Annotated in this window: 17 protein-coding genes; 5 read left to right on the plus strand and 12 right to left on the minus strand. The window is 66.4% G+C overall.

The annotated features are described in order from the left end of the window. The first annotated feature begins 59 nt into the window (after positions 1 to 59). A complete protein-coding gene (locus CAL19_RS03830) occupies positions 60 to 341 on the plus strand; it encodes a DUF4212 domain-containing protein (protein ID WP_026638436.1) in 282 nt (93 codons plus the stop codon). Then, positions 341 to 2422, plus strand: a complete 2082-nt coding sequence (locus CAL19_RS03835) for a sodium:solute symporter family protein (RefSeq protein WP_094796069.1) — start codon at positions 341 to 343, stop codon at positions 2420 to 2422. The genes CAL19_RS03830 and CAL19_RS03835 overlap by 1 nt, the downstream gene beginning before the upstream one ends. Here the strand turns inward: CAL19_RS03835 and CAL19_RS03840 are convergent, their stop codons facing one another. From CAL19_RS03840 to trxB, 3 genes are read right to left on the minus strand one after another with little or no spacing between them, the layout of a single operon-like run. Beyond that, positions 2423 to 2752, minus strand: a complete 330-nt coding sequence (locus CAL19_RS03840) for an SMR family transporter (RefSeq protein ID WP_026638434.1) — start codon at positions 2750 to 2752, stop codon at positions 2423 to 2425. Further along, the gene (locus tag CAL19_RS03845; protein WP_094796070.1) at positions 2749 to 3417 is read right to left on the minus strand and encodes a Smr/MutS family protein; all 669 of its coding nucleotides are present in this window, start codon (positions 3415 to 3417) and stop codon (positions 2749 to 2751) included. The genes CAL19_RS03840 and CAL19_RS03845 overlap by 4 nt, the downstream gene beginning before the upstream one ends. After that, entirely contained in the window at positions 3407 to 4363 is a 957-nt protein-coding gene (gene trxB, locus CAL19_RS03850) for a thioredoxin-disulfide reductase (protein WP_094796071.1), read from the minus strand. Before trxB ends, CAL19_RS03845 begins: the two co-directional genes overlap by 11 nt. 42 nt (positions 4364 to 4405) lie before the next feature. Between trxB and CAL19_RS03855 the strand changes: the two genes are divergently transcribed. From CAL19_RS03855 to CAL19_RS03865, 3 genes are read left to right on the plus strand one after another with little or no spacing between them, the layout of a single operon-like run. Next, a complete protein-coding gene (locus CAL19_RS03855; RefSeq protein ID WP_026638431.1) occupies positions 4406 to 6769 on the plus strand; it encodes a DNA translocase FtsK in 2364 nt (787 codons plus the stop codon). Then, a complete protein-coding gene (gene lolA / locus CAL19_RS03860) occupies positions 6769 to 7395 on the plus strand; it encodes an outer membrane lipoprotein chaperone LolA (RefSeq protein WP_026638430.1) in 627 nt (208 codons plus the stop codon). Before CAL19_RS03855 ends, lolA begins: the two co-directional genes overlap by 1 nt. Beyond that, complete coding sequence (locus CAL19_RS03865) at positions 7379 to 8275, plus strand: alpha/beta fold hydrolase (protein WP_094796072.1); 897 nt, start codon at positions 7379 to 7381, stop codon at positions 8273 to 8275. The genes lolA and CAL19_RS03865 overlap by 17 nt, the downstream gene beginning before the upstream one ends. 38 nt (positions 8276 to 8313) lie before the next feature. Here the strand turns inward: CAL19_RS03865 and CAL19_RS03870 are convergent, their stop codons facing one another. The 9 genes from CAL19_RS03870 to CAL19_RS03910 are packed head-to-tail and all read right to left on the minus strand — an operon-like array spanning position 8314 to position 17880. Continuing rightward, entirely contained in the window at positions 8314 to 8727 is a 414-nt protein-coding gene (locus CAL19_RS03870) for a RidA family protein (RefSeq protein WP_026638428.1), read from the minus strand. A 23-nt stretch (positions 8728 to 8750) separates the two neighbouring features. Then, complete coding sequence (locus tag CAL19_RS03875; RefSeq protein ID WP_026638427.1) at positions 8751 to 10214, minus strand: N-acyl-D-amino-acid deacylase family protein; 1464 nt, start codon at positions 10212 to 10214, stop codon at positions 8751 to 8753. Between the two features lie 3 nt (positions 10215 to 10217). Then, the gene (locus tag CAL19_RS03880) at positions 10218 to 11126 is read right to left on the minus strand and encodes a MurR/RpiR family transcriptional regulator (protein ID WP_051423631.1); all 909 of its coding nucleotides are present in this window, start codon (positions 11124 to 11126) and stop codon (positions 10218 to 10220) included. Then, positions 11123 to 12106, minus strand: coding sequence for an ABC transporter ATP-binding protein (locus CAL19_RS03885; RefSeq protein WP_026638425.1), 984 nt, complete (start codon positions 12104 to 12106; stop codon positions 11123 to 11125). Before CAL19_RS03885 ends, CAL19_RS03880 begins: the two co-directional genes overlap by 4 nt. Then, positions 12103 to 13134 (minus strand): ABC transporter ATP-binding protein, encoded by a 1032-nt coding sequence (locus CAL19_RS03890; RefSeq protein ID WP_094796392.1) that lies wholly within the window; start codon positions 13132 to 13134, stop codon positions 12103 to 12105. Before CAL19_RS03890 ends, CAL19_RS03885 begins: the two co-directional genes overlap by 4 nt. A 24-nt stretch (positions 13135 to 13158) precedes the next feature. After that, a complete protein-coding gene (locus tag CAL19_RS03895) occupies positions 13159 to 14022 on the minus strand; it encodes an ABC transporter permease (RefSeq protein WP_026638423.1) in 864 nt (287 codons plus the stop codon). Between the two features lie 7 nt (positions 14023 to 14029). Continuing rightward, complete coding sequence (locus CAL19_RS03900) at positions 14030 to 14971, minus strand: ABC transporter permease (RefSeq protein WP_094796073.1); 942 nt, start codon at positions 14969 to 14971, stop codon at positions 14030 to 14032. Positions 14972 to 14998: 27 nt separating this feature from the next. Then, positions 14999 to 16558: an ABC transporter substrate-binding protein gene (locus CAL19_RS03905; protein ID WP_026638421.1), complete on the minus strand. Its 1560-nt coding sequence runs from the start codon at positions 16556 to 16558 to the stop codon at positions 14999 to 15001. Positions 16559 to 16596: 38 nt separating this feature from the next. Then, positions 16597 to 17880 (minus strand): amino acid deaminase, encoded by a 1284-nt coding sequence (locus CAL19_RS03910; RefSeq protein ID WP_094796074.1) that lies wholly within the window; start codon positions 17878 to 17880, stop codon positions 16597 to 16599. Positions 17881 to 18004: the final 124 nt, after the last annotated feature.

Genomic DNA, 18004 nt, shown 5'->3' on the forward strand with positions numbered 1-18004 from the left:
CAGGGCCCGCTTTTGTGCACACAGGCTTTCCAGAGCGGTGCGTAGCCGGATACTGACCCATGCCGGATAACCGCGCCCCGACCCCCATCGCCGCGCGCCGCTACTGGCGGCGCAACCTGATCCTGATCGCCATTCTGGGTGCGTGCTGGGCCGCATTGACGTTTCTGCCGGCGTACTTTGCCCGCGAACTGTCGTTCGACTTCATCGGCTGGCCGTTTTCATTCTGGATGGCGGCCTACGGCGCGCCGCTCCTGTACCTGGTGCTGATCGGCATCTATGCGCGCGTGATGAACCGCGCCGACGAGCGGCCGCCTGAAGACGACGCGGGGCGGAGCGGCTGATGCCCTTTACCGGCGACAACCCCCGGCAATTCGACATCCGCCTGCGGCGCATCTATGTGCTGTACACCGCCGGTTTCGTCCTGTTGATCGTGCTGCTGGCGCTTGCCGAAGTCGCGGGCATGGCGCGCAACTGGATAGGCTATGCATTTTTGCTGGTGACGGTGAGCCTGTATGCCGGGATCGGCATTCTGTGCCGCACCTCCGATCAGGTCGAATACTACGTTGCGGGGCGGCGCGTGCCGGCCGTCTATAACGGCATGGCCACGGCCGCCGACTGGATGTCGGTGGCGTCGTTCATTGGCGTGGCAGGTACGCTATACCTTACCGGCTACGGCGGCCTGGCGTACATCATGGGATGGACGGGCGGCTACGTGTTGGTGGCGCTTCTGCTTGCCCCTTACCTGCGCAAATTCGGCCAGTACACCATTCCCGACTTCATGGGCGCGCGCTACGGCGGCAATCTGGCGCGCCTGGCGGGCGTGGCCTGCGCAGTGCTCTGCTCGTTTACGTACCTGGTGGCCCAGATCTACGGCGTGGGCATCATCACCACCCGCATGACCGGCATATCGTTCGAGCTGGGCATTTTTGTCGCCTTGGGCGGCATGCTGGTGTGTTCGTTCCTGGGCGGCATGCGGGCCGTGACCTGGACGCAGGTGGGGCAGTACATCATCCTGGTGGTGGCTTACCTGGTGCCGGTCGTGTGGCTCTCGGTCAAGCACACAGGCATGCCGCTGCCGCAATTGTCTGCCGGCACAGTGCTGCAGCAGGTGACCGAACGGGAAGACGAGCTGGGCAGGGATGTGGCCGAGCTTCAAGTCCGCCAGCTGTGGCAGGCGCGCGCCGACCAGATGACTCAGCGCCTGCAGGCGCTGCCGGATTCGTGGACACAGGAGCGAGACCGCCTGCGCAGCCAGCTGGGCGCGCTGACGGCCGCCGACGCGCCCATGGTCGAGATCCGCACGCTGGAGCGCGAGCTCGAGACCTACCCGGCCAGTGTCGAAGAGGCGCGCGCCGTCTGGTCGCAGGCGCGCGCGGTGTACGAAGCGCGCGGGTCGCCGCCGGTGCCGCACGCCGAGCCCTATCCGGCCAAGGACCCGAAAGAGCGCGCCGATATGCGCGTCAATTTCCTGGCCCTGGTGTTGTGCCTGATGCTCGGCACCGCCGGCATGCCGCACATTCTGATGCGGTCATACACCACGCCGTCGGTGGTCGAGGCGCGTCGATCGGTATTCTGGTCGTTGCTGTTCATCCTGCTGCTGTACTTCATGGCGCCCGCACTGGCATTGCTGGTGAAGTACGAGGTCTTTACGCAAGTGGTGGGCATCGAGTTCGCATCCTTGCCCAGTTGGGTGCATGCCTGGAGCGCTGTGGACGTGAACCTGCTGCAGCTGCTCGATGTCAATCGCGACGGAACGGTGCAGCTGGGCGAGATCAGCATGGGCGCCGACGTGGTGGTGCTGGCCATGCCCGAGATCGGGGGGCTGCCTTACGTGGTGTCCGGGCTGGTGGCCGCCGGCGGGCTGGCCGCCGCGCTGTCCACCGCGGACGGCCTGCTGCTGACCCTGTCAAATTCTCTGTCGCACGACATGTGGTATCGCCTGGTGTCGCCTCGCATGACGGCGGCGCGGCGGGTGATGGTGTCCAAGATATTGCTGCTGGCGGTGGCTTTCGCGGCGGCCTGGGTGGCCGCGCGCAAGCCGGCGGACATTCTGTTCATGGTGTCGGCGGCATTTTCGTTCGCCGCATCGTCGTTCTTTCCGGCCCTGGTCATGGGCATTTTCTGGCGGCGTGCCAACAAGTGGGGCGCCACGTTCGGCATGCTCGCGGGCTTGGCCGCCACCTTTGCCTATATGTCGCACACGCACCCATGGATGCGCGAATGGGTGTTCGGGGTAGAGCGCAGCCAGCCGGTGGAGCTGTGGTGGGGCATACAGCCGATCGCCGCCGGTGTATTCGGAGCGCCCGTGGCGTTCCTGACGATTATCGTCGTGTCGCTGCTGACGCCGCCGCCCGACCGGGCCACCACGATGCTGGTGCAGTACCTGCGCGAGCCCGAAGGCCCGCCGCGCGCGGCGCAGTGATCAGTGCCCCACGGACTTCGAAAACAGGTTCATCACCACCACGCCGGCGATGATCAGCCCCATGCCCAGCAGCGCCGGGGCGTCCAGGTGTTGTTTGAAAAACAGCGCGCCCACCAGGGAGATCAGCACAATGCCTACCCCTGACCAGATGGCATAGGCTACGCCTACGGGTATGTCGCGCAGCGTCAGGGCAAGGAAGTAAAACGCGACGGCATAGCCCGCCACGGTGATGACGGATGGCCATAGCCGTGTGAAGCCATCGGCGCTTTTCAGCGCGCTGGTGGCGATGACTTCGGCCAGGATGGCCGACCCGAGATATACCCATTTCATGTGCGCCGCCCGCTGTGGTTACGCAATAGCACCAGCAGCGCGCCTGCGCCGCCTTCACGTTCGGGAGCCTGCGAAAAGGCCATGACGTCGGGTTTCTGTACCAGCCACGTGCGCACCTTGTCTTTCAGCACCGGCTCCAGGCCCTGCGAACCATAGCCTTTGCCGTGCACGATGCGCACACAGCGTATCCCGTGTTCCAGGCATTCGTCCAGGAAGGCCAGCACGGCATGGCGGGCCTGGGCTACGCGCAGGCCGTGCAAGTCCAGTTCGGCGCCGGCGGGCCATTGCCCGCGCCGCAGGTTGCGCGCCGTATCGGGTGCGGCGTCGGCGCGCACATATGCCGTGCCCCCTTCTGAAAGCAGGTGGGCGACGTCGCCGCCGTCGGAAACCCCGGCATCGGCACGCGCTGCGGATTCGCCCACCGCGGCGGCGCGTCGCAAGGCGATGGCAGTGCCGGACGGGGCCGGGGCGGCGGGCGCCGCCGTGCGGCGGCCCGATGGTTTGAGCGGCGTGACCGACCGTAGTGCGCGGCGCAAGGCCTCGCCATCGTCGGCGGGTTCGGCCACGGGCGCGGCGGATACTGCCGCGCGCGCCTGCGTTTGTGACTGGCGTATTTCTTTGCGCAGATGCTTGAGGTCGGCCAGGCCGATCTTTTTACTGCGCATTCTCCAGCCACCGTTGAGCGTCCAACGCGGCCATGCAGCCCGTACCGGCGCTGGTGATGGCCTGGCGATAGACGTGATCCTGTACGTCGCCGGCGGCGAAGACGCCAGGCACGGAGGTCATGGTTGCCATGCCGGACAGGCCGCTCTTGGTGATGATGTAGCCGTCCTTCATCTCGAGCTGGCCTTCGAAGATGCCGGTGTTGGGCTGGTGGCCGATGGCGATGAATGCGCCGGTGGCCGCGAGCTCTTGCGTGGCCCCGGTTTCGGTATGGCGCAGGCGCACGCCGGTGACGCCGCTGTCGTCGCCCAGCACTTCTTCCAGGGTGTGGAACAGTTTGAGCTCCATGTTGCCGTTGGCAACCTTGTCCATCAGCTTGTCGACCAGGATGGGCTCGGCGCGGAACTTGTCGCGGCGATGGATCAGCGTGACCTTGCGGCAGATGTTGGACAGGTAGAGCGCCTCTTCGACCGCCGTATTGCCTCCGCCTACCACGACGACATCCTGGTTGCGGTAGAAGAACCCGTCGCAGGTGGCGCAGCCGGACACGCCGCGCCCCATGAAGGCTTCTTCAGAAGGCAGGCCCAGGTACTTGGCCGAAGCGCCCGTGGCGATGATGAGCGAATCGCAGGTGTAGATGTTGCCGGTATCGCCCGTCAGCGTGAACGGACGCTTGGACAAGTCCACTTTGGCGATGTGGTCGAAAATGATCTCGGTATTGAAGCGCTCTGCGTGCTGCTGGAAGCGCTGCATGAGGTCGGGGCCCTGCACGCCCGCGGCATCGGCCGGCCAGTTATCGACATCGGTGGTGGTCATGAGCTGGCCGCCCTGGGCCAGGCCTGTAACAAGTACGGGGGCCAGATTGGCGCGCGCGGCATAGACGGCGGCCGTGTAACCGGCGGGGCCGGACCCGAGTATCAGGACTTTAGCGTGTTTGGGCGTGGACATAGGTAAGTATCTTTAGGTGGATGCCCAATTATAATGAGCCGCATGCCGCGTATTTCAACTGCCTCTCCGCGCGCCTCGCGCAACACCCGAAACGGCCCTTCGCCCCTGCAGACTCGCATTTCGGCGCTGCTGCGTGAAGCGCGCTGGATTCTGTTCGCCGCACTGGCTGCGTGGTTGACGCTGGTGCTGGCCACGTGGTCGCCCGCCGACCCTGGGTGGTCGCACTCCGTACCCGGCGGCGTGGTGCATAACCGCGGGGGTACCCTGGGCGCGTACCTGTCCGATATTCTTCTGTATTTGTTCGGATATTCCGCCTGGTGGTGGGTCGTGCTGCTGCTGCACCGGGTACGTGCGGGCTATCGGCGCCTGGCCAGCCACCTGCGCACGTCCGATGCGCGCCAGCCCGAGGTGCTGCCGCGTGTGCACTGGGAAGAAGGCATCGGTTTCTTCCTGGTGCTGGTGGGGTCGTTGGGCATCGAGGCATTGCGCCTGTACAGCTGGGGAATGCACCTGCCCGGCGGTACCGACGGCGCCAGCGGCGCGGGCGGCGTCATCGGCCAGATGCTGGCCGGCGCCCTGTCCGAAGGCGTGGGCTTTACCGGCGGCACGCTGGCGCTGCTGGTCATGCTGGCGGTGGGCCTGAGCCTGTTCTTCTCGTTCTCGTGGCTGCAGGTGGCCGAACGCGTGGGCGGCTGGATCGAAAACCTGGTGCGGCGTGCGCGCGATTCGTACGCGGCCCGCCAGGACCGCAAAGTGGGCGAAGTCGCCAAGGCCGTGCGTACCGAACAGGTCGAGGCCAAGCACGAAAAGCTGACCCACGAACAGCCGGTGCGCATCGAACCTGCCATCACCGTCGTGCCGCGTTCCGACCGAGTCGAAAAAGAAAAGCAGCAGACCCTGTTCGCGCCGCCGGCCGGCGAAGGCGACTTGCCCGCCGTCAGCCTGCTCGATCCTGCCGCAACCAACCAGGAAACCGTCTCTGCCGAGACTATCGAATTCACGTCCCGTCTGATCGAAAAGAAACTGGCCGACTTCGGCGTCAATGTCACGGTCGTGGCCGCCCAGGCGGGGCCGGTGATCACGCGCTATGAAATCGAGCCGGCCACCGGCGTGAAGGGCAGCCAGATCGTCAACCTGGCCAAAGACCTGGCGCGCGCCCTGAGCCTGGTGAGTATCCGCGTCGTGGAAACCATTCCGGGCAAGAACCTCATGGGCCTGGAACTGCCGAACCCGCGCCGCCAGATGGTGAAGCTGTCTGAAATCCTGGGTTCGCAAACCTATCACGCCAGCCATTCGACGGTGACCATGGCGCTGGGCAAGGACATCGCCGGCAATCCGGTGGTGGCCGACCTGGCCAAGATGCCCCACCTGCTGGTGGCGGGCACCACGGGCTCGGGCAAGTCGGTGGGCATCAACGCGATGATCCTGTCGCTGCTGTACAAGGCCAGCGCCACCGACACGCGCCTGATCCTCATCGACCCCAAGATGCTCGAAATGAGCGTCTACGAAGGCATTCCGCACCTGCTTTCGCCGGTGGTCACCGACATGCGGCAGGCCGCGAACGCGCTGAACTGGTGCGTGGGCGAAATGGAAAAGCGCTACCGCCTGATGAGCAAGATGGGGGTGCGGAACCTGGCTGGCTACAACGCCAAGATACGCGATGCCATCAAGCGTGAAGAGCCCATACCCAACCCCTTCTCGCTGACGCCCGACCAGCCCGAGCCGCTTACGACGCTGCCCACTATCGTGGTGGTGATCGACGAACTTGCCGACCTGATGATGGTGGTGGGCAAGAAGATCGAAGAACTCATCGCCCGCCTGGCGCAGAAAGCGCGCGCAGCCGGCATTCATCTTATTCTTGCCACCCAGCGGCCCAGCGTCGATGTCATTACGGGCCTGATCAAGGCGAACATCCCCACGCGCATCGCGTTCCAGGTGTCGTCCAAGGTCGATTCGCGCACCATCCTCGACCAGATGGGCGCGGAAACCCTGCTGGGCCAGGGCGACATGCTGTACATGCCGCCGGGCACCGGCCTGCCGGTGCGCGTGCACGGCGCGTTCGTGTCCGATGACGAAGTGCACCGGGTGGTCGAGCACCTGAAAACGCAGGGCGAACCCAACTATGTCGAGGGCCTGCTCGAAGGTGCGGTCGAAGGCGAAACGGGCGACGGCGTGGGCAGCGTTACCGGATTCACCGATTCCGAAAGCGATCCCATGTACGACCAGGCATGCGAAGTCGTGCTGAAGCACCGCCGCGCGTCGATATCACTGGTGCAGCGCCACTTGCGGATCGGTTACAACCGTGCGGCCCGGTTACTCGAACAAATGGAACAATCGGGTATGGTGTCGCCTATGCAATCCAACGGCAACCGCGAAATCCTGGTGCCGTCCAAAGAGGAAGCCTGATGCCCGGTCTACGCCGCCTGGCCGCCACGGCCACGTTGCTGCTGCTTTGCCCCCTTGCCGCCATGGCGGCCGACGCGCGCACCCAGCTCAAGGCCTTCGTGGCCGAAATCAAAACCGCCACGGGCAGCTTCACGCAGTCCACCACAGGGCCGCAGGGCAACCCGCAACGGCCGCAAAGCGGCACCTTCGCCTTCCAGCGCCCCGGCAAGTTCAAGTGGGCGGTCAGCCAGCCTTATGAACAGCTGGTGGTGTCGGACGGGCAGCAGGTGTACCAATACGACCCCGATCTGGCCCAGGTAACCGTACGCAAGGTCGACCAGGCAATCGGCACCTCTCCGGCCGCCATCCTGTTCGGCTCGGGCGAACTGGAACAGGCGTTCGAAGTCAGCGCATTGCCGGCCCGCGATGGCATGGAATGGCTGCGTGCCAAGCCCCGCAACGCCGACGCCGGCTTTGCGCAGGTGGACATCGGCATGCGCGGCAACTTGCCGGCGCGTGTCGAGCTGCTCGATGCCTTCGGCCAGACCACGCGCGTCGAGCTTTCCAATATCCAGGCCAACCCTGCGCTGCCCGCTGGCGAGTTCGGTTTCACCCCGCCGGCCGGCGTCGATGTCGTCAAGATGTGACGCACCAGCCCGCGTGGCGGGCACGCCCGGGGCGGTTTCGGCCGCGCACCCGGAAATTCTGCGGCTTGGCGCACGGGTAGAGTCCCTGGATGTTCCCGGCCCGCACGGCATGGTGCGGTGGCAGCGGCTGGGCAGCGGCGAACCGCTGGTGCTGCTGCACGGCGGCCATGGAAGCTGGCTGCACTGGATACGCAACATCGAGGCGCTGGCGCGGCGCTACACGGTGTGGGTGCCCAACATGCCGGGCTACCTGAATTCGGCCGATGTTCCGCCCGCCGATGGTGACGACGATCTGGCGCCCTTGCTGGACGCGCTGCGTACATCGCTGGACCATGCCGTCGGGCCCGACACACCCATCGGCCTGGCCGGCTTTTCTTTTGGCGGCCTGGTCGCGGCGCGCCTGGCTGCGCAGCGTCCTCGCGTGACGCGGCTGGCCTTGATGGGCTCGGGTGGCCATGGCACGCCGCGTCCGCGCACGCTGGACCTGCGCCAGTGGCGCTCGGCAGGCTCGGCCACGCAGCGGCGCGACATCCTGCGCCACAACCTCAACGAATTGATGTTGTATCGGCACGACCCCGACGAGCTCGCCCTGGATGTGCACGAAATCAGCTGCCTGGCCACGCGCTTTCGCAGCCGCACGGCTTCGCAGGGCGACGGCATGGTGCGGGCGCTGCGCCAGTACGCCGGCCCCGTGCTGCTGATCTGGGGCGAACAAGACGTCACTGCCCGGGCGCGCCAGGTGGCGCCCGCCATCGCCGCGCAGGGGGCGGGGCGTGAATGGCGTGTCGTGCCCGATGCGGGCCACTGGGTGCAGTACGAAGGCGCGGCCGTGGTCAACGGCCTGCTGTCGCGCTGGTTTGCCGGCCAGCCGCTGCCATAAGCATTCCGGCGGCGCGGCCCTGCACCGGCCGTGCAGGGCTAGGGCTTCTTGTACGCCACGCAGTCGACCTCTACTCTGGCGTCGATCACCAGCCGCGATTCCACGCAGGCCCGCGCCGGCGGATGGGCGCCGAAGACCTCCAGGAACACCTTATTGAATGCGGCGAAATCGCGGGGGTCGTCTAGCCAGACGCCACAGCGAACCACGTGCTCCGGCCCGTAGCCTGCCTCGCGCAGGATGGCCAGCACATTTTCGATGGCCACGCGGGATTGCGTGACTATGCCGCCTTCTACGACTTCTCCGTCCCGCATGGGCACCTGGCCCGACACGTATAGCCAGCCGTCAGCCTGCACGGCTCGCGAAAATGGCATGTGCTGGCCGCCCTGGCCGGTGCCGCCCGCGGCGCCATAGCGGATGATGCCGTTCGCGTCGGCGGTAGGGCTTGAATTCATGTAGCGCTCCTGAATGGGCAAGACTAGGAAAATGCGTTGAAGCCGTCGCGCAGGTCGCCGCCGCGCGGCAGCCAGCGGCCTGCGCGCGCGCCGGTAAGACCGCCGTCATGGTACGAAAGCGCCCCGTTGACCCACACGGCAACGATGCCGGCCGCGGGCTGCCTGGGCTCGGCATAGGTCGCGCGGTCGGCGATGCTGGCCGGGTCGAACAGCACCAGGTCCGCATAGTGTCCGCGCCGCAGCAGCCCGCGTTCGCGCAGCCCGAAACGGGCCGCGGACAGGCCAGTCATCTTGTGCACCGCCTGGGCCAGCGGAAACAGGCCCAGTTCGCGGCTGTAGTGGCCCAGCACGCGCGGGAACGCGCCCCACAGGCGCGGATGCGGCAGGGGGTCGTTGGGCAGGCCATCGGAACCCACCATCGTCAGGCGATGCGCCAGGATGCGGCGCACGTCGTCTTCGCGCATGCCGTGATAGACGGCTCCTGCCGGCTGCAGCCGGCGCGCGGCCTCCAGCAGCGACACATCCCATTGCTCGGCGATAGCCGCGAGCTTGCGGCCGGCCATCTCGGGATGCGGCTGCGACCAGGTGATGTCGATATCGAAGTCGCTGGTGACCTGCTTCAGGTCCAGGGTGGACGAGCTGGCGGAATAGGGATAGCAGTCGCAGCCCACGGGCAAGTAGCGTCCGGCGGTGTCCAGGCTGTCGAGCACCTCGTGGCTGCGGCCCCAGTTGCCCGCGCCGGCGCACTTCAGGTGCGAAACGATCAGGGGCACGCGCGCATGCCCGGCGATGTCGTAGGCTTCCTGCATGGCCTGCAGGATCTCGGCGAATTCGGATCGCAAGTGGGTGGTGTACAGGGCGCCGAACGCGTCGAGTTCCTCTGCCAGCGCCTGCACTTCGGATGTATCCGCATGATGGGCCGATGCATAGGCCAGCCCGGTGCTCAGGCCCAGGGCGCCATGTTGCAGCGCGTCGCGCAGCTGCGCGCGCATGGCCCGGATCTCGGCGTCTGTGGCGCGGCGGTCAAGCCTGTCCATGTGGTTGCTGCGCAGGGCCGTATGGCCCACCAGCGCCGCCACGTTCACCGTGGGCCGCGCGGCGTCCACCGCACGGGTATAGGCGGCGAATGAGGGATACGTGAAGTCGCGTCGGCCGCCCAGCAGGTTCATGGGGTCGGGCGGGTCGCCACGCAGCGTCACGGGCGCGGCGCTGATGCCGCAGTTTCCCACTATCACCGTGGTGACGCCTTGCGACAGCTTGGGCAGCATGTCTGGCGTGCGGATCACATTCGTGTCGTCGTGCGTATGCACGTCGATGAAGCCCGGCGCCAGCGCCAGGCCGGCGCCGTCGATGTGCTCGCGCGCGCGGGCCTCGCCCAGGTCGCCCAGGGCGGCGATGCGCCCGTCGGCCACCGCGACGTCGGCCACGAAGCCTTCCGCGCCGCTGCCGTCGAGCACGCACGCACCGCGGATCAAGGTGTCGTACATGTGTCAGTCTCCCAGCGGCAGGCGGTTGGGGCCTCCACGGTATGCATCCAGCGCCAGCTTGATGCGGCGCAGCCGTTCCTGCGTGGCTTCCTGGCGCGCCAGGGCCAGTTCGGTCGCCAGGATGTCGATCGCCAGCAGCATGGCGTAGCGAGACGATGAGGGCTTGTAGATGAAGTCCGTTTCGGCGGTGCGGATGGGCACCGATACGTCGGCCAGCTCGGCCAGCGGCGAAGTGGGATCGGTCAGCGCGAGCAGCTGCGCCCCGTACTGTTTGACGATGCGCGCGGCCGCCAGGATCTCGGGCGTGAGGCCCGATGTCGACAGCACCACCACCACGTCGCGTTCATCCAGCGTGGCTGCCACCATGCGCAGCAGCACGGCATCGCTGTAGGCCGCCACGGCGTAGCCCAGCCGCACCAGCCGCGACTGCATTTCCTGGGCCAGCACCGCCGAGGCGCCGCCCATGCCGAATACGTACGTCATGCGCGCGTCGCGCACGATGCCTGCGGCCTGTTCGAACAGGGCCTCGGAAAACAGCGGCAGGTGTTCGCGCAGCGTGGTCTCGATGTCCGCGTACAGGCGTGCGTAGAAAGTGCTTTCTTCGGGGGTCGACGGATCAAGAAAGCGTTCGCCGACCGCGCTGGCCTGCGCCAGTTTCAGCTTGAGGTCGCGGGTGTCGTCGCACCCCACCGACCGGGCAAAGCGCGAGATGGTCGCGATGCTGACGCCCGCCTTGGCGGCCAGCTGGTCTACGGTAGCGGCTGCTGCGGCGGCAATGTCGTCCAGAATGGCGTCGGCCACTTTGCGTTCGGTGGCGCTCAGTGCGTCGCGCCGGCTGCGTACCTGGTAGACGATGTCGCGTGGCGTGGGCAGGGCGGTATTGCGTTTGCCGGCAGGGGAAGAAGCTGTCATGGAAGAATCTCGTCCAGGCGGGTACAGGCGGCGTAATGACCGTCACCCAGGTCGCGGGCGACGGGCGCGGCATCGGCGCAGATGGCGGCCGCATGCGGGCAGCGTGTGCGGAACACGCACCCCGAGGGCGGGTCCACCGGGCTGGGAATTTCGCCCTTGAGCAGAATCCGCGAGCGCGGGGCGCGCGGGTCGGGCACGGGCGCCGCCGACAACAGCGCGCGCGTATACGGGTGGCGCGGATTATCGTATACGCGGCGCGTGGGGCCGCGTTCCATCACGCGGCCCAGGTACAGGACCACCACTTCATCGCACAGGTAGTCCACCACGGCCAGGTCGTGCGCGACGAACAGCATGGTCAGGCCCAGGTCGCGCTGCAAGTCCTGCAGCAGGTTCAGCACCTGCGCCTGCACCGACACGTCCAGCGCCGACACCGGTTCGTCCGCCACGATAAATTCGGGCTCCACGGCCAGCGCGCGCGCGATGCCGATGCGCTGGCGCTGTCCGCCCGAGAACTCGTGCGGGTAGCGGCGCCTCTGGTCGGGATGCAGGCCCACCCGCTCCAGCAGCTCGCCGATGCGCTCGGTGCGCCGATTGCGCGCCAGGCCGTGAGTATCCAGAGCTTCGCCCAGGATCTCGCCCACCGTCATGCGCGGGTTCAGGCTGGCATAAGGGTCCTGGAACACGATCTGCATGCGGCGGCGCCAGGGCAGCATGCGTGATTCTTCCAGCCGGGTCAGGTCGGTACCGTCAAAGACGACCTTGCCCGAAGTGGGGGGAAACAGCCGCAGCAGGGCGCGGCCCGTAGTGGTTTTGCCCGAGCCCGACTCGCCCACCAGCCCCACAATCGAGCGGCGGGGCACATCGAAACTGACGTCTTCGACGGCGCGCACCACCTGTCCGCGACGTGCGGGGCCGGTGGGAAAGTGCACGGTCAGGCCCTGCACGCGTACGAGGGGGTCTGCGGATATCGGCTTCATCATTGAGGCGTTACCTTGATACAGCGTGCCAGGTGCGCCGCCCGCACCGGCGCCAGCTCGGGCACAGCCTGCGTGCAGGCGGCATCGGCCAGCGCGCAGCGGGGCGCGAAGGTGCAGCCGGGCGGCAGGGCCAGCACGCTGGGCACGTTGCCGGGAATGGGCTGCAGCCGTTGTCGCGAGGCGAGCAGGGCGGCCGTGGGTATGCACGACAGCAGTCCGCGCGTGTAGGGGTGCGAGGGCTGGTCAAAGAGGTCGTGCACCCCGGCGTCCTCTACGACCCGGCCGGCATACATGACGGCCACCCGGTGCGCGATTTCGGCGACCACCCCCAGATTGTGCGTCACGAACAGAATGCTCATGCCCGATTCCGCCTGAAGGCGGCGCAACAAGTCCAGGATCTGCGCCTGTACTGTGACGTCCAGTGCGGTAGTGGGCTCGTCGGCAATCAGCACCGACGGGTTGCACGCCAGCGCCAGCGCGATCATGACACGCTGGCGCATGCCGCCCGACATCTGGTGGGGGTAGTCGTTCACGCGGCGCGCGGCGGCCGGTATTTCGACGCGCTCGAGCATGTCGCGCGCGCGAGCCGTCGCGGCCGCCCGCGTACCGCCCTCGTGCTGCAGCACGGCTTCGGCGATCTGGTCGCCCACCGTGTACAGCGGATTCAGGCTGGTCATCGGTTCCTGGAAGATCATCGCGATCTCGGCCCCGCGGATGCGGCGCAGCGTGGCCGGCGATGCCTGGGTGAGGTCGTGCACCTGGCCGCGGCGGTCGCGGAACCGGATGCTGCCAGCCTGTATGCGGCCGGCCGGCTTGGGCAGCAGCCCCATGATCGACAGGCTGGTGACCGATTTTCCAGAACCCGATTCGCCGACCAGCGCCAGCGTTTCGCCGCGCGCCAGGTCGAAGGTGACGCCGTCTACCGAGCGGGCGATGCCCTCGCGGCTGTGGAACCAGGTTTTCAGGCCATCGACCGACAGGATGATGTCTTGTTGCCGGTCAGGCGCGGCGGCCGGGGCCGGCGTAGTCATGAGTTGTTCCATGGTTTTCGCCGCCTACAGTTCGTTGCGCAGGCGCGGATCGAGCACGTCGCGCAGGCCGTCGCCCACCAGTTGCAGCGACAGCACGGACAGCACGATGGCTATGCCGGGAAACACCATGATCCAGTCGGCGGTGCCCATGTATTGCTGACCGGCGTTGATCATGGTGCCCCAGGTGGGAATGTCGGGCGATACGCCCACGCCCAGGAACGACAGGCCGGCCTCGGCAAGAATCGCGTACGCAAAAATAAAGGTGCCCTGCACCAGCAGGGGCGACATCAGGTTGCGCAGCACGTGCACGGTGACGATGCGCCACGTCGGCACGCCCAGCGCACGCGCCGCTTCGACGAATGGCAGTTCGCGGATGACCAGCGTGGACGCGCGCACGATGCGCGCCAGCCGCGGCGCATACACGATGCCCAGCGCGATCACGACGTTCAGCAGAGAAGGTCCCAGCGCCGCCACCAGCGCAATGGCCAGCAGGATGTCGGGAAACGCCATCATCGCGTCAATCAGCCGCGACACCACCTTGTCGGCGCCGCGGAAGAAACCCGCGGTCAGGCCCAGGGCGATTCCCAGCACGCTGGCCAGCAGCACGACGAGAAACCCCACCAGCAACGACAGCCGGCCACCGTATATGACGCGGCTGAAGACATCGCGGCCGAAGTCGTCGGTGCCGAACCAGTGCGCCGCGCCCGGCGCCTGCAGGCGGTTCATGATGGAAAGCTTGTAAGGGTCGAAAGGGCTGATCCAAGGCGCCAGCAACGCAGCGCCCACGAGCACGACCAGCACAATCAGGCTGACCAGTACCGTCTTGCGCGCCGCCATCAGGCGCAACAGTTGCCAGCGCTCGCCGCCGGCCGGAGTAGGGATTGCCATGCCCATGTCAGTACTTCACCCTGGGGTCGACCAGCAGATACAGCAGATCGATAAACAAGTTGATCAACACGTAGATCGCGGCGATGACCAGCAATGCGCCCTGGATCACCGGGTAGTCGCGGCGCAGCACCGCCGAAACCACCAGGTTGCCCACGCCGGGCAGCCCGAACACGGTTTCGGTGACCACGGCCCCGCTGACGAGCAGTGCCGTGGTCAGGCCCAGCACCGTCAGGATGGGAATCAGCGCGTTGCGCACCGCGTGCTTGAGTATCACCTTGAATTCCGGCAACCCCTTCGCGCGGGCCGTGCGCACATAGTCGTCGCGCAGCACGTCGAGCATGCTGGCGCGGATGAAACGCGTGATCAGCGCGGAATTCACCAGCCCCAGCACCACCGCCGGCAGCACCAGATGCGACAGGCGCGTCGCAAGGCTGGCGTCCGGGCCGCCATAGCCCGCCACCGGCAGCCAGCCCAGTTTTACCGAGAACAATTGCATCAGCAGCAGCCCCAGCCAGAAGCTGGGCACGCTGGAGGTGAACATGGAAAAGCTCAACACCGACTGATCCAGCCGGGTGCCGCGCTTTACTGCCGACAGGATGCCCACTGGCACGGCAATGGCGCTGGCCAGGGCCAGGGACATCAGGGTCAGCAGGAACGTGGGCTCGGCGCGGTCGGCCAGGGCAGAGATCACGGGCTGGTCCAGGAATATGGATTGGCCCAGGTCGCCCCGGGCCAGCTGGCCCAGCCAGGTGACGTACTGCAGCGCCAGCGGCTGGTCCAGCCCCAGGCGCGCACGCAGGGTGTCGATGTCCTGCTGGCTTGCCTGCGGGCCCAGCATCACGGCCGCCGGGTCGCCGGGCGTCAGCCGCAGGATCACGAATGCGATGGTGACCACGATGAACATCACCGCCACCAGGCCCACCAGCCGGTTCAACAGATAGCGCAGCACGGTGCCGTCCTCAGTGTTGCGCGTGCATTATTTGGCTGCCTTCCAGGCGTTCCAGAAGTACGGCCACGGCGCCGGCTGCACGCCCTGCAGCGAGGGCGATTTCGCGGCCAGCGAATTGAAGTCGCCCACTTTGATGAACGGCACTTCGTCAAACACCGCCTGCTGCACGTCGGCCCACAGCCTGATCCGTTCTTCCTGCGTGCGCGCCTGGTTGAAGGCATCGAGCACCTGGGCGCGGCGCGGCGTGTCCCACCAGCCGGGCGCGTCCTTGGACGGGAAATCGATCAGCGCCGGCTCGGGCAGGAACGGGCTGTGGGTGATGAAGATGTCCCACAAGGCGGGATCCTGGCGGCGTTGCGTCAGCGTGGCCCAGTCAACGACTTGCATGTCGACCTTGAAGCCGGCTGCCTTGAGGTACTCCGCCGCCACCAGCGCCATTTTGTAATGGAACTCGTATTGCTGGCTGGTCAGGATGCGGATGGTACGGTCCTGCACATTTGCCTCGTCCAGCAGCTTCTTCGCGCCTGCCGCATCGCCCTGGTTGTAGACCTTGCCGCCCAGGCTCGTGGCCCAGGGAAAGCCCTGCGGATACAGGTCGCCGTTCAGGCTGTAGAAGTCTTTGTTGCCAAAGGCCGCGTACAGCATGTCTTCTTCGTTCAGGGCGCGTTGCACGGCCTGGCGCGCGGGCAGGCTCGACATGATGCCCTGGCGGGTATTCAACACCAGGCGCGGCCAGCCGAAGGGCTTGAGCAATACCGGATCCGAGCGGCCGTTCTTCAACTTGCCGATCGACTCCACGGACAGGGCATCCACATAGTCGTATTGCCCCGCCGCGGCGCCTTCTACGCGTGTATTGGCATTGCTGACGGGGGCGAAACGGATCTCGTCCAGATATTGCTTGCGCGCGCCGCCGTAGCCATCGGGCTCTCCGTCCAGGGGTTGATAGCCATCGTAGCGGGCGAGCTGGATGTACTGGTCGGGCACGCGGGCCTTGAGCTGGTAGGGCCCCGTGCCGATGAACTCTTTAAGGGGCGTGGCCAGCTTTTCCTGCGGCATGACGACTGCCGCGCTGTTGTTCATGGCCAGCAGGGCGGTCAGCGGCGCGTAGGGTTCTTTCAGCACGATGCGCACCGTGTGGGCGTCGGTTGCTTCGATGGCGCTGATGAGCTTGGCGGCCTGCTTGCCGCGCGATGCCGTTTCCGTCCAGCGCTTGAGCGACGCCACGACGTCGGCCGAATCCATGGCCGAGCCGTCATGAAAGTTGATGCCCTGGCGAAGCGCGATGGTGTAGGTCAGGCCGTCGTCGCTGATCTGCGGCAGCTTGGCCGCAAGCAGCGGCGTGGGGCTCCACTTTGCATCGAAGGTATATAGCGTTTCGAAGATGTGCTGCGTCAGTATCCCGACCAGGTCGGCCGTGCTGGCCATAGGGTCCAGCGTGGGCGGCTCGCCGATCGTCGCTACCGTGATGGTGCCGCCCTTGGTTGGCGTGGCGGCCGTCGCCGGCAGCGTCAGCGTGGCCAGGCCGATGACGCCGGCCGCAAGCACACCGCTCAAGCCGGCGCGTTGCCGGAAGGTACAGAGTTTCATGGGTCTGTCTCCAGTGGGGTCAACAACATGCGGTGGCGTCAGAAGCAGGTCGGCGCCACGCCAGTGATCTGGTACTGCTCATCGATCAGGAGTACCTGCCGCCATTTGTCGAAAGTCAGGCAGGGATGGGAAATGTCGAATGCAATCATGTCGCCGACCCGGATGTCCTCGCCGTGCGCGACTTCGAGGAACGCATGCTGGTCCATCATGGCGGTCAGCCGCCAAGTCGGCGGGACAGGCAACGGAGCCGCGCCGCCCGGGCGGTAATGCACCGCAGGCACCGGCAAGCCCGCGTCGAAGGCCGCGTCGCGCTTGCCCATGGCCACGATGGCACGTCCGGGCTCAGGCACCGACTGGACATAGGCCCAGACCTGCAGAGCGGGCAGCAGGCCGGGCGCCAGACGGCGCGCGACCGGGTTGTGCGCGGCAATGCGTTCGGCCGCCGTGCGATAAATGCCTACGTCGTGCGACAGATAACAGCCCGGCCGCAAGATGATGTCCAGCGGCATGCCGATATCCAGGCCCGAGAACTCTTCGGCAACCACGTCGAACCAGGCGGAACCCGCGCCCGACAGCATGGCAGGGCCGTCTTTGCGCAACCGGCCGTGTGCGGCCAGGGCGCTCAGCGTGCGGGTCGCGCGCTGCAGGAAGGCCCGGATCGCGTCCTCTTCTTGCAGCACGCCTTCGTAGATTTCGATGCCGCACAGCGCCAGGGCCTGCGGCCAACGTTCGATTTCAGCCAACAGCGCCTGCAGTTGCGATTCATCGCGAACACCGGTGCGGCCGCCGGGCACGCCGAGTTCTATCAGCACCGGCAGGCGCAGGCCCTGCCGGGAGAAAAAATCACCCAACTGGGCTGCGTTGGCGGCCGAGTCGAGCAGGCAAAAAAAACTGAACTCAGGGTCGCGCAGCAGCTCGGCGATCATCGCCATGTTCGCCCGCCCCACCAACTGGTTCGCCATCAGCACCGTGCGTATCCCGTGGCGATACGCCGCGCGCACCTGTGGCGCCGTGGCCAGGGTGATGCCCCACGCGCCGCCTTGGATCTGGCGCTGGAAAAGCGCGGGACTCATGGTGGTTTTGCCGTGCGGCGCCAGCTTGACCCGGTATTCCTGCATGAACTGCTGCATCCATTGCAGGTTGTGGTTCATGCGGGCTTCGTACAGCACCGCCACCGGCAGGCTGACGTCTTCACGCAGCAGGTTCCAACCCAGCTCGCCCACCTGGTCTGCCGGCCAGCCGCCGGGAAACGCGCCCAGCCCTTTGCCGTCGGCATCCAGCGCGATCCCGGCATTCGGAGCGATGTCGGCAGTGTTTTCCATGACCCGGTCTCTGTGAAAAAAATTACCGTCAAATCGACGATGCACGATTATTATGAAAATAATTTACAAAGGCAGTTGGGGCTAACCCGTAGGGCGAGGTAGGGAAGAGGGGGGCGGAAGTCGG

The sequence above is a fragment of the Bordetella genomosp. 7 genome (assembly GCF_002261265.1).
In the GTDB taxonomy this organism is placed as follows: domain Bacteria; phylum Pseudomonadota; class Gammaproteobacteria; order Burkholderiales; family Burkholderiaceae_B; genus Bordetella_A.

Coding starts and splice junctions, on each gene's coding strand:
- CAL19_RS03875 (WP_026638427.1), bottom strand. CDS start 10,214: ATGTACGACACCTTGATCCGCGGTGCGTGCGTGCTCGACGGCAGCGGC.
- CAL19_RS03870 (WP_026638428.1), bottom strand. CDS start 8,727: ATGAATTCAAGCCCTACCGCCGACGCGAACGGCATCATCCGCTATGGC.
- CAL19_RS03865 (WP_094796072.1), top strand. CDS start 7,379: ATGTCGTCAAGATGTGACGCACCAGCCCGCGTGGCGGGCACGCCCGGG.
- CAL19_RS03840 (WP_026638434.1), bottom strand. CDS start 2,752: ATGAAATGGGTATATCTCGGGTCGGCCATCCTGGCCGAAGTCATCGCC.
- CAL19_RS03835 (WP_094796069.1), top strand. CDS start 341: ATGCCCTTTACCGGCGACAACCCCCGGCAATTCGACATCCGCCTGCGG.
- CAL19_RS03885 (WP_026638425.1), bottom strand. CDS start 12,106: ATGATGAAGCCGATATCCGCAGACCCCCTCGTACGCGTGCAGGGCCTG.
- CAL19_RS03905 (WP_026638421.1), bottom strand. CDS start 16,558: ATGAAACTCTGTACCTTCCGGCAACGCGCCGGCTTGAGCGGTGTGCTT.
- CAL19_RS03855 (WP_026638431.1), top strand. CDS start 4,406: ATGCCGCGTATTTCAACTGCCTCTCCGCGCGCCTCGCGCAACACCCGA.
- CAL19_RS03895 (WP_026638423.1), bottom strand. CDS start 14,022: ATGGCAATCCCTACTCCGGCCGGCGGCGAGCGCTGGCAACTGTTGCGC.
- CAL19_RS03890 (WP_094796392.1), bottom strand. CDS start 13,134: ATGACTACGCCGGCCCCGGCCGCCGCGCCTGACCGGCAACAAGACATC.
- CAL19_RS03880 (WP_051423631.1), bottom strand. CDS start 11,126: ATGACAGCTTCTTCCCCTGCCGGCAAACGCAATACCGCCCTGCCCACG.
- CAL19_RS03830 (WP_026638436.1), top strand. CDS start 60: ATGCCGGATAACCGCGCCCCGACCCCCATCGCCGCGCGCCGCTACTGG.
- lolA (WP_026638430.1), top strand. CDS start 6,769: ATGCCCGGTCTACGCCGCCTGGCCGCCACGGCCACGTTGCTGCTGCTT.
- CAL19_RS03910 (WP_094796074.1), bottom strand. CDS start 17,880: ATGGAAAACACTGCCGACATCGCTCCGAATGCCGGGATCGCGCTGGAT.
- CAL19_RS03845 (WP_094796070.1), bottom strand. CDS start 3,417: ATGCGCAGTAAAAAGATCGGCCTGGCCGACCTCAAGCATCTGCGCAAA.
- trxB (WP_094796071.1), bottom strand. CDS start 4,363: ATGTCCACGCCCAAACACGCTAAAGTCCTGATACTCGGGTCCGGCCCC.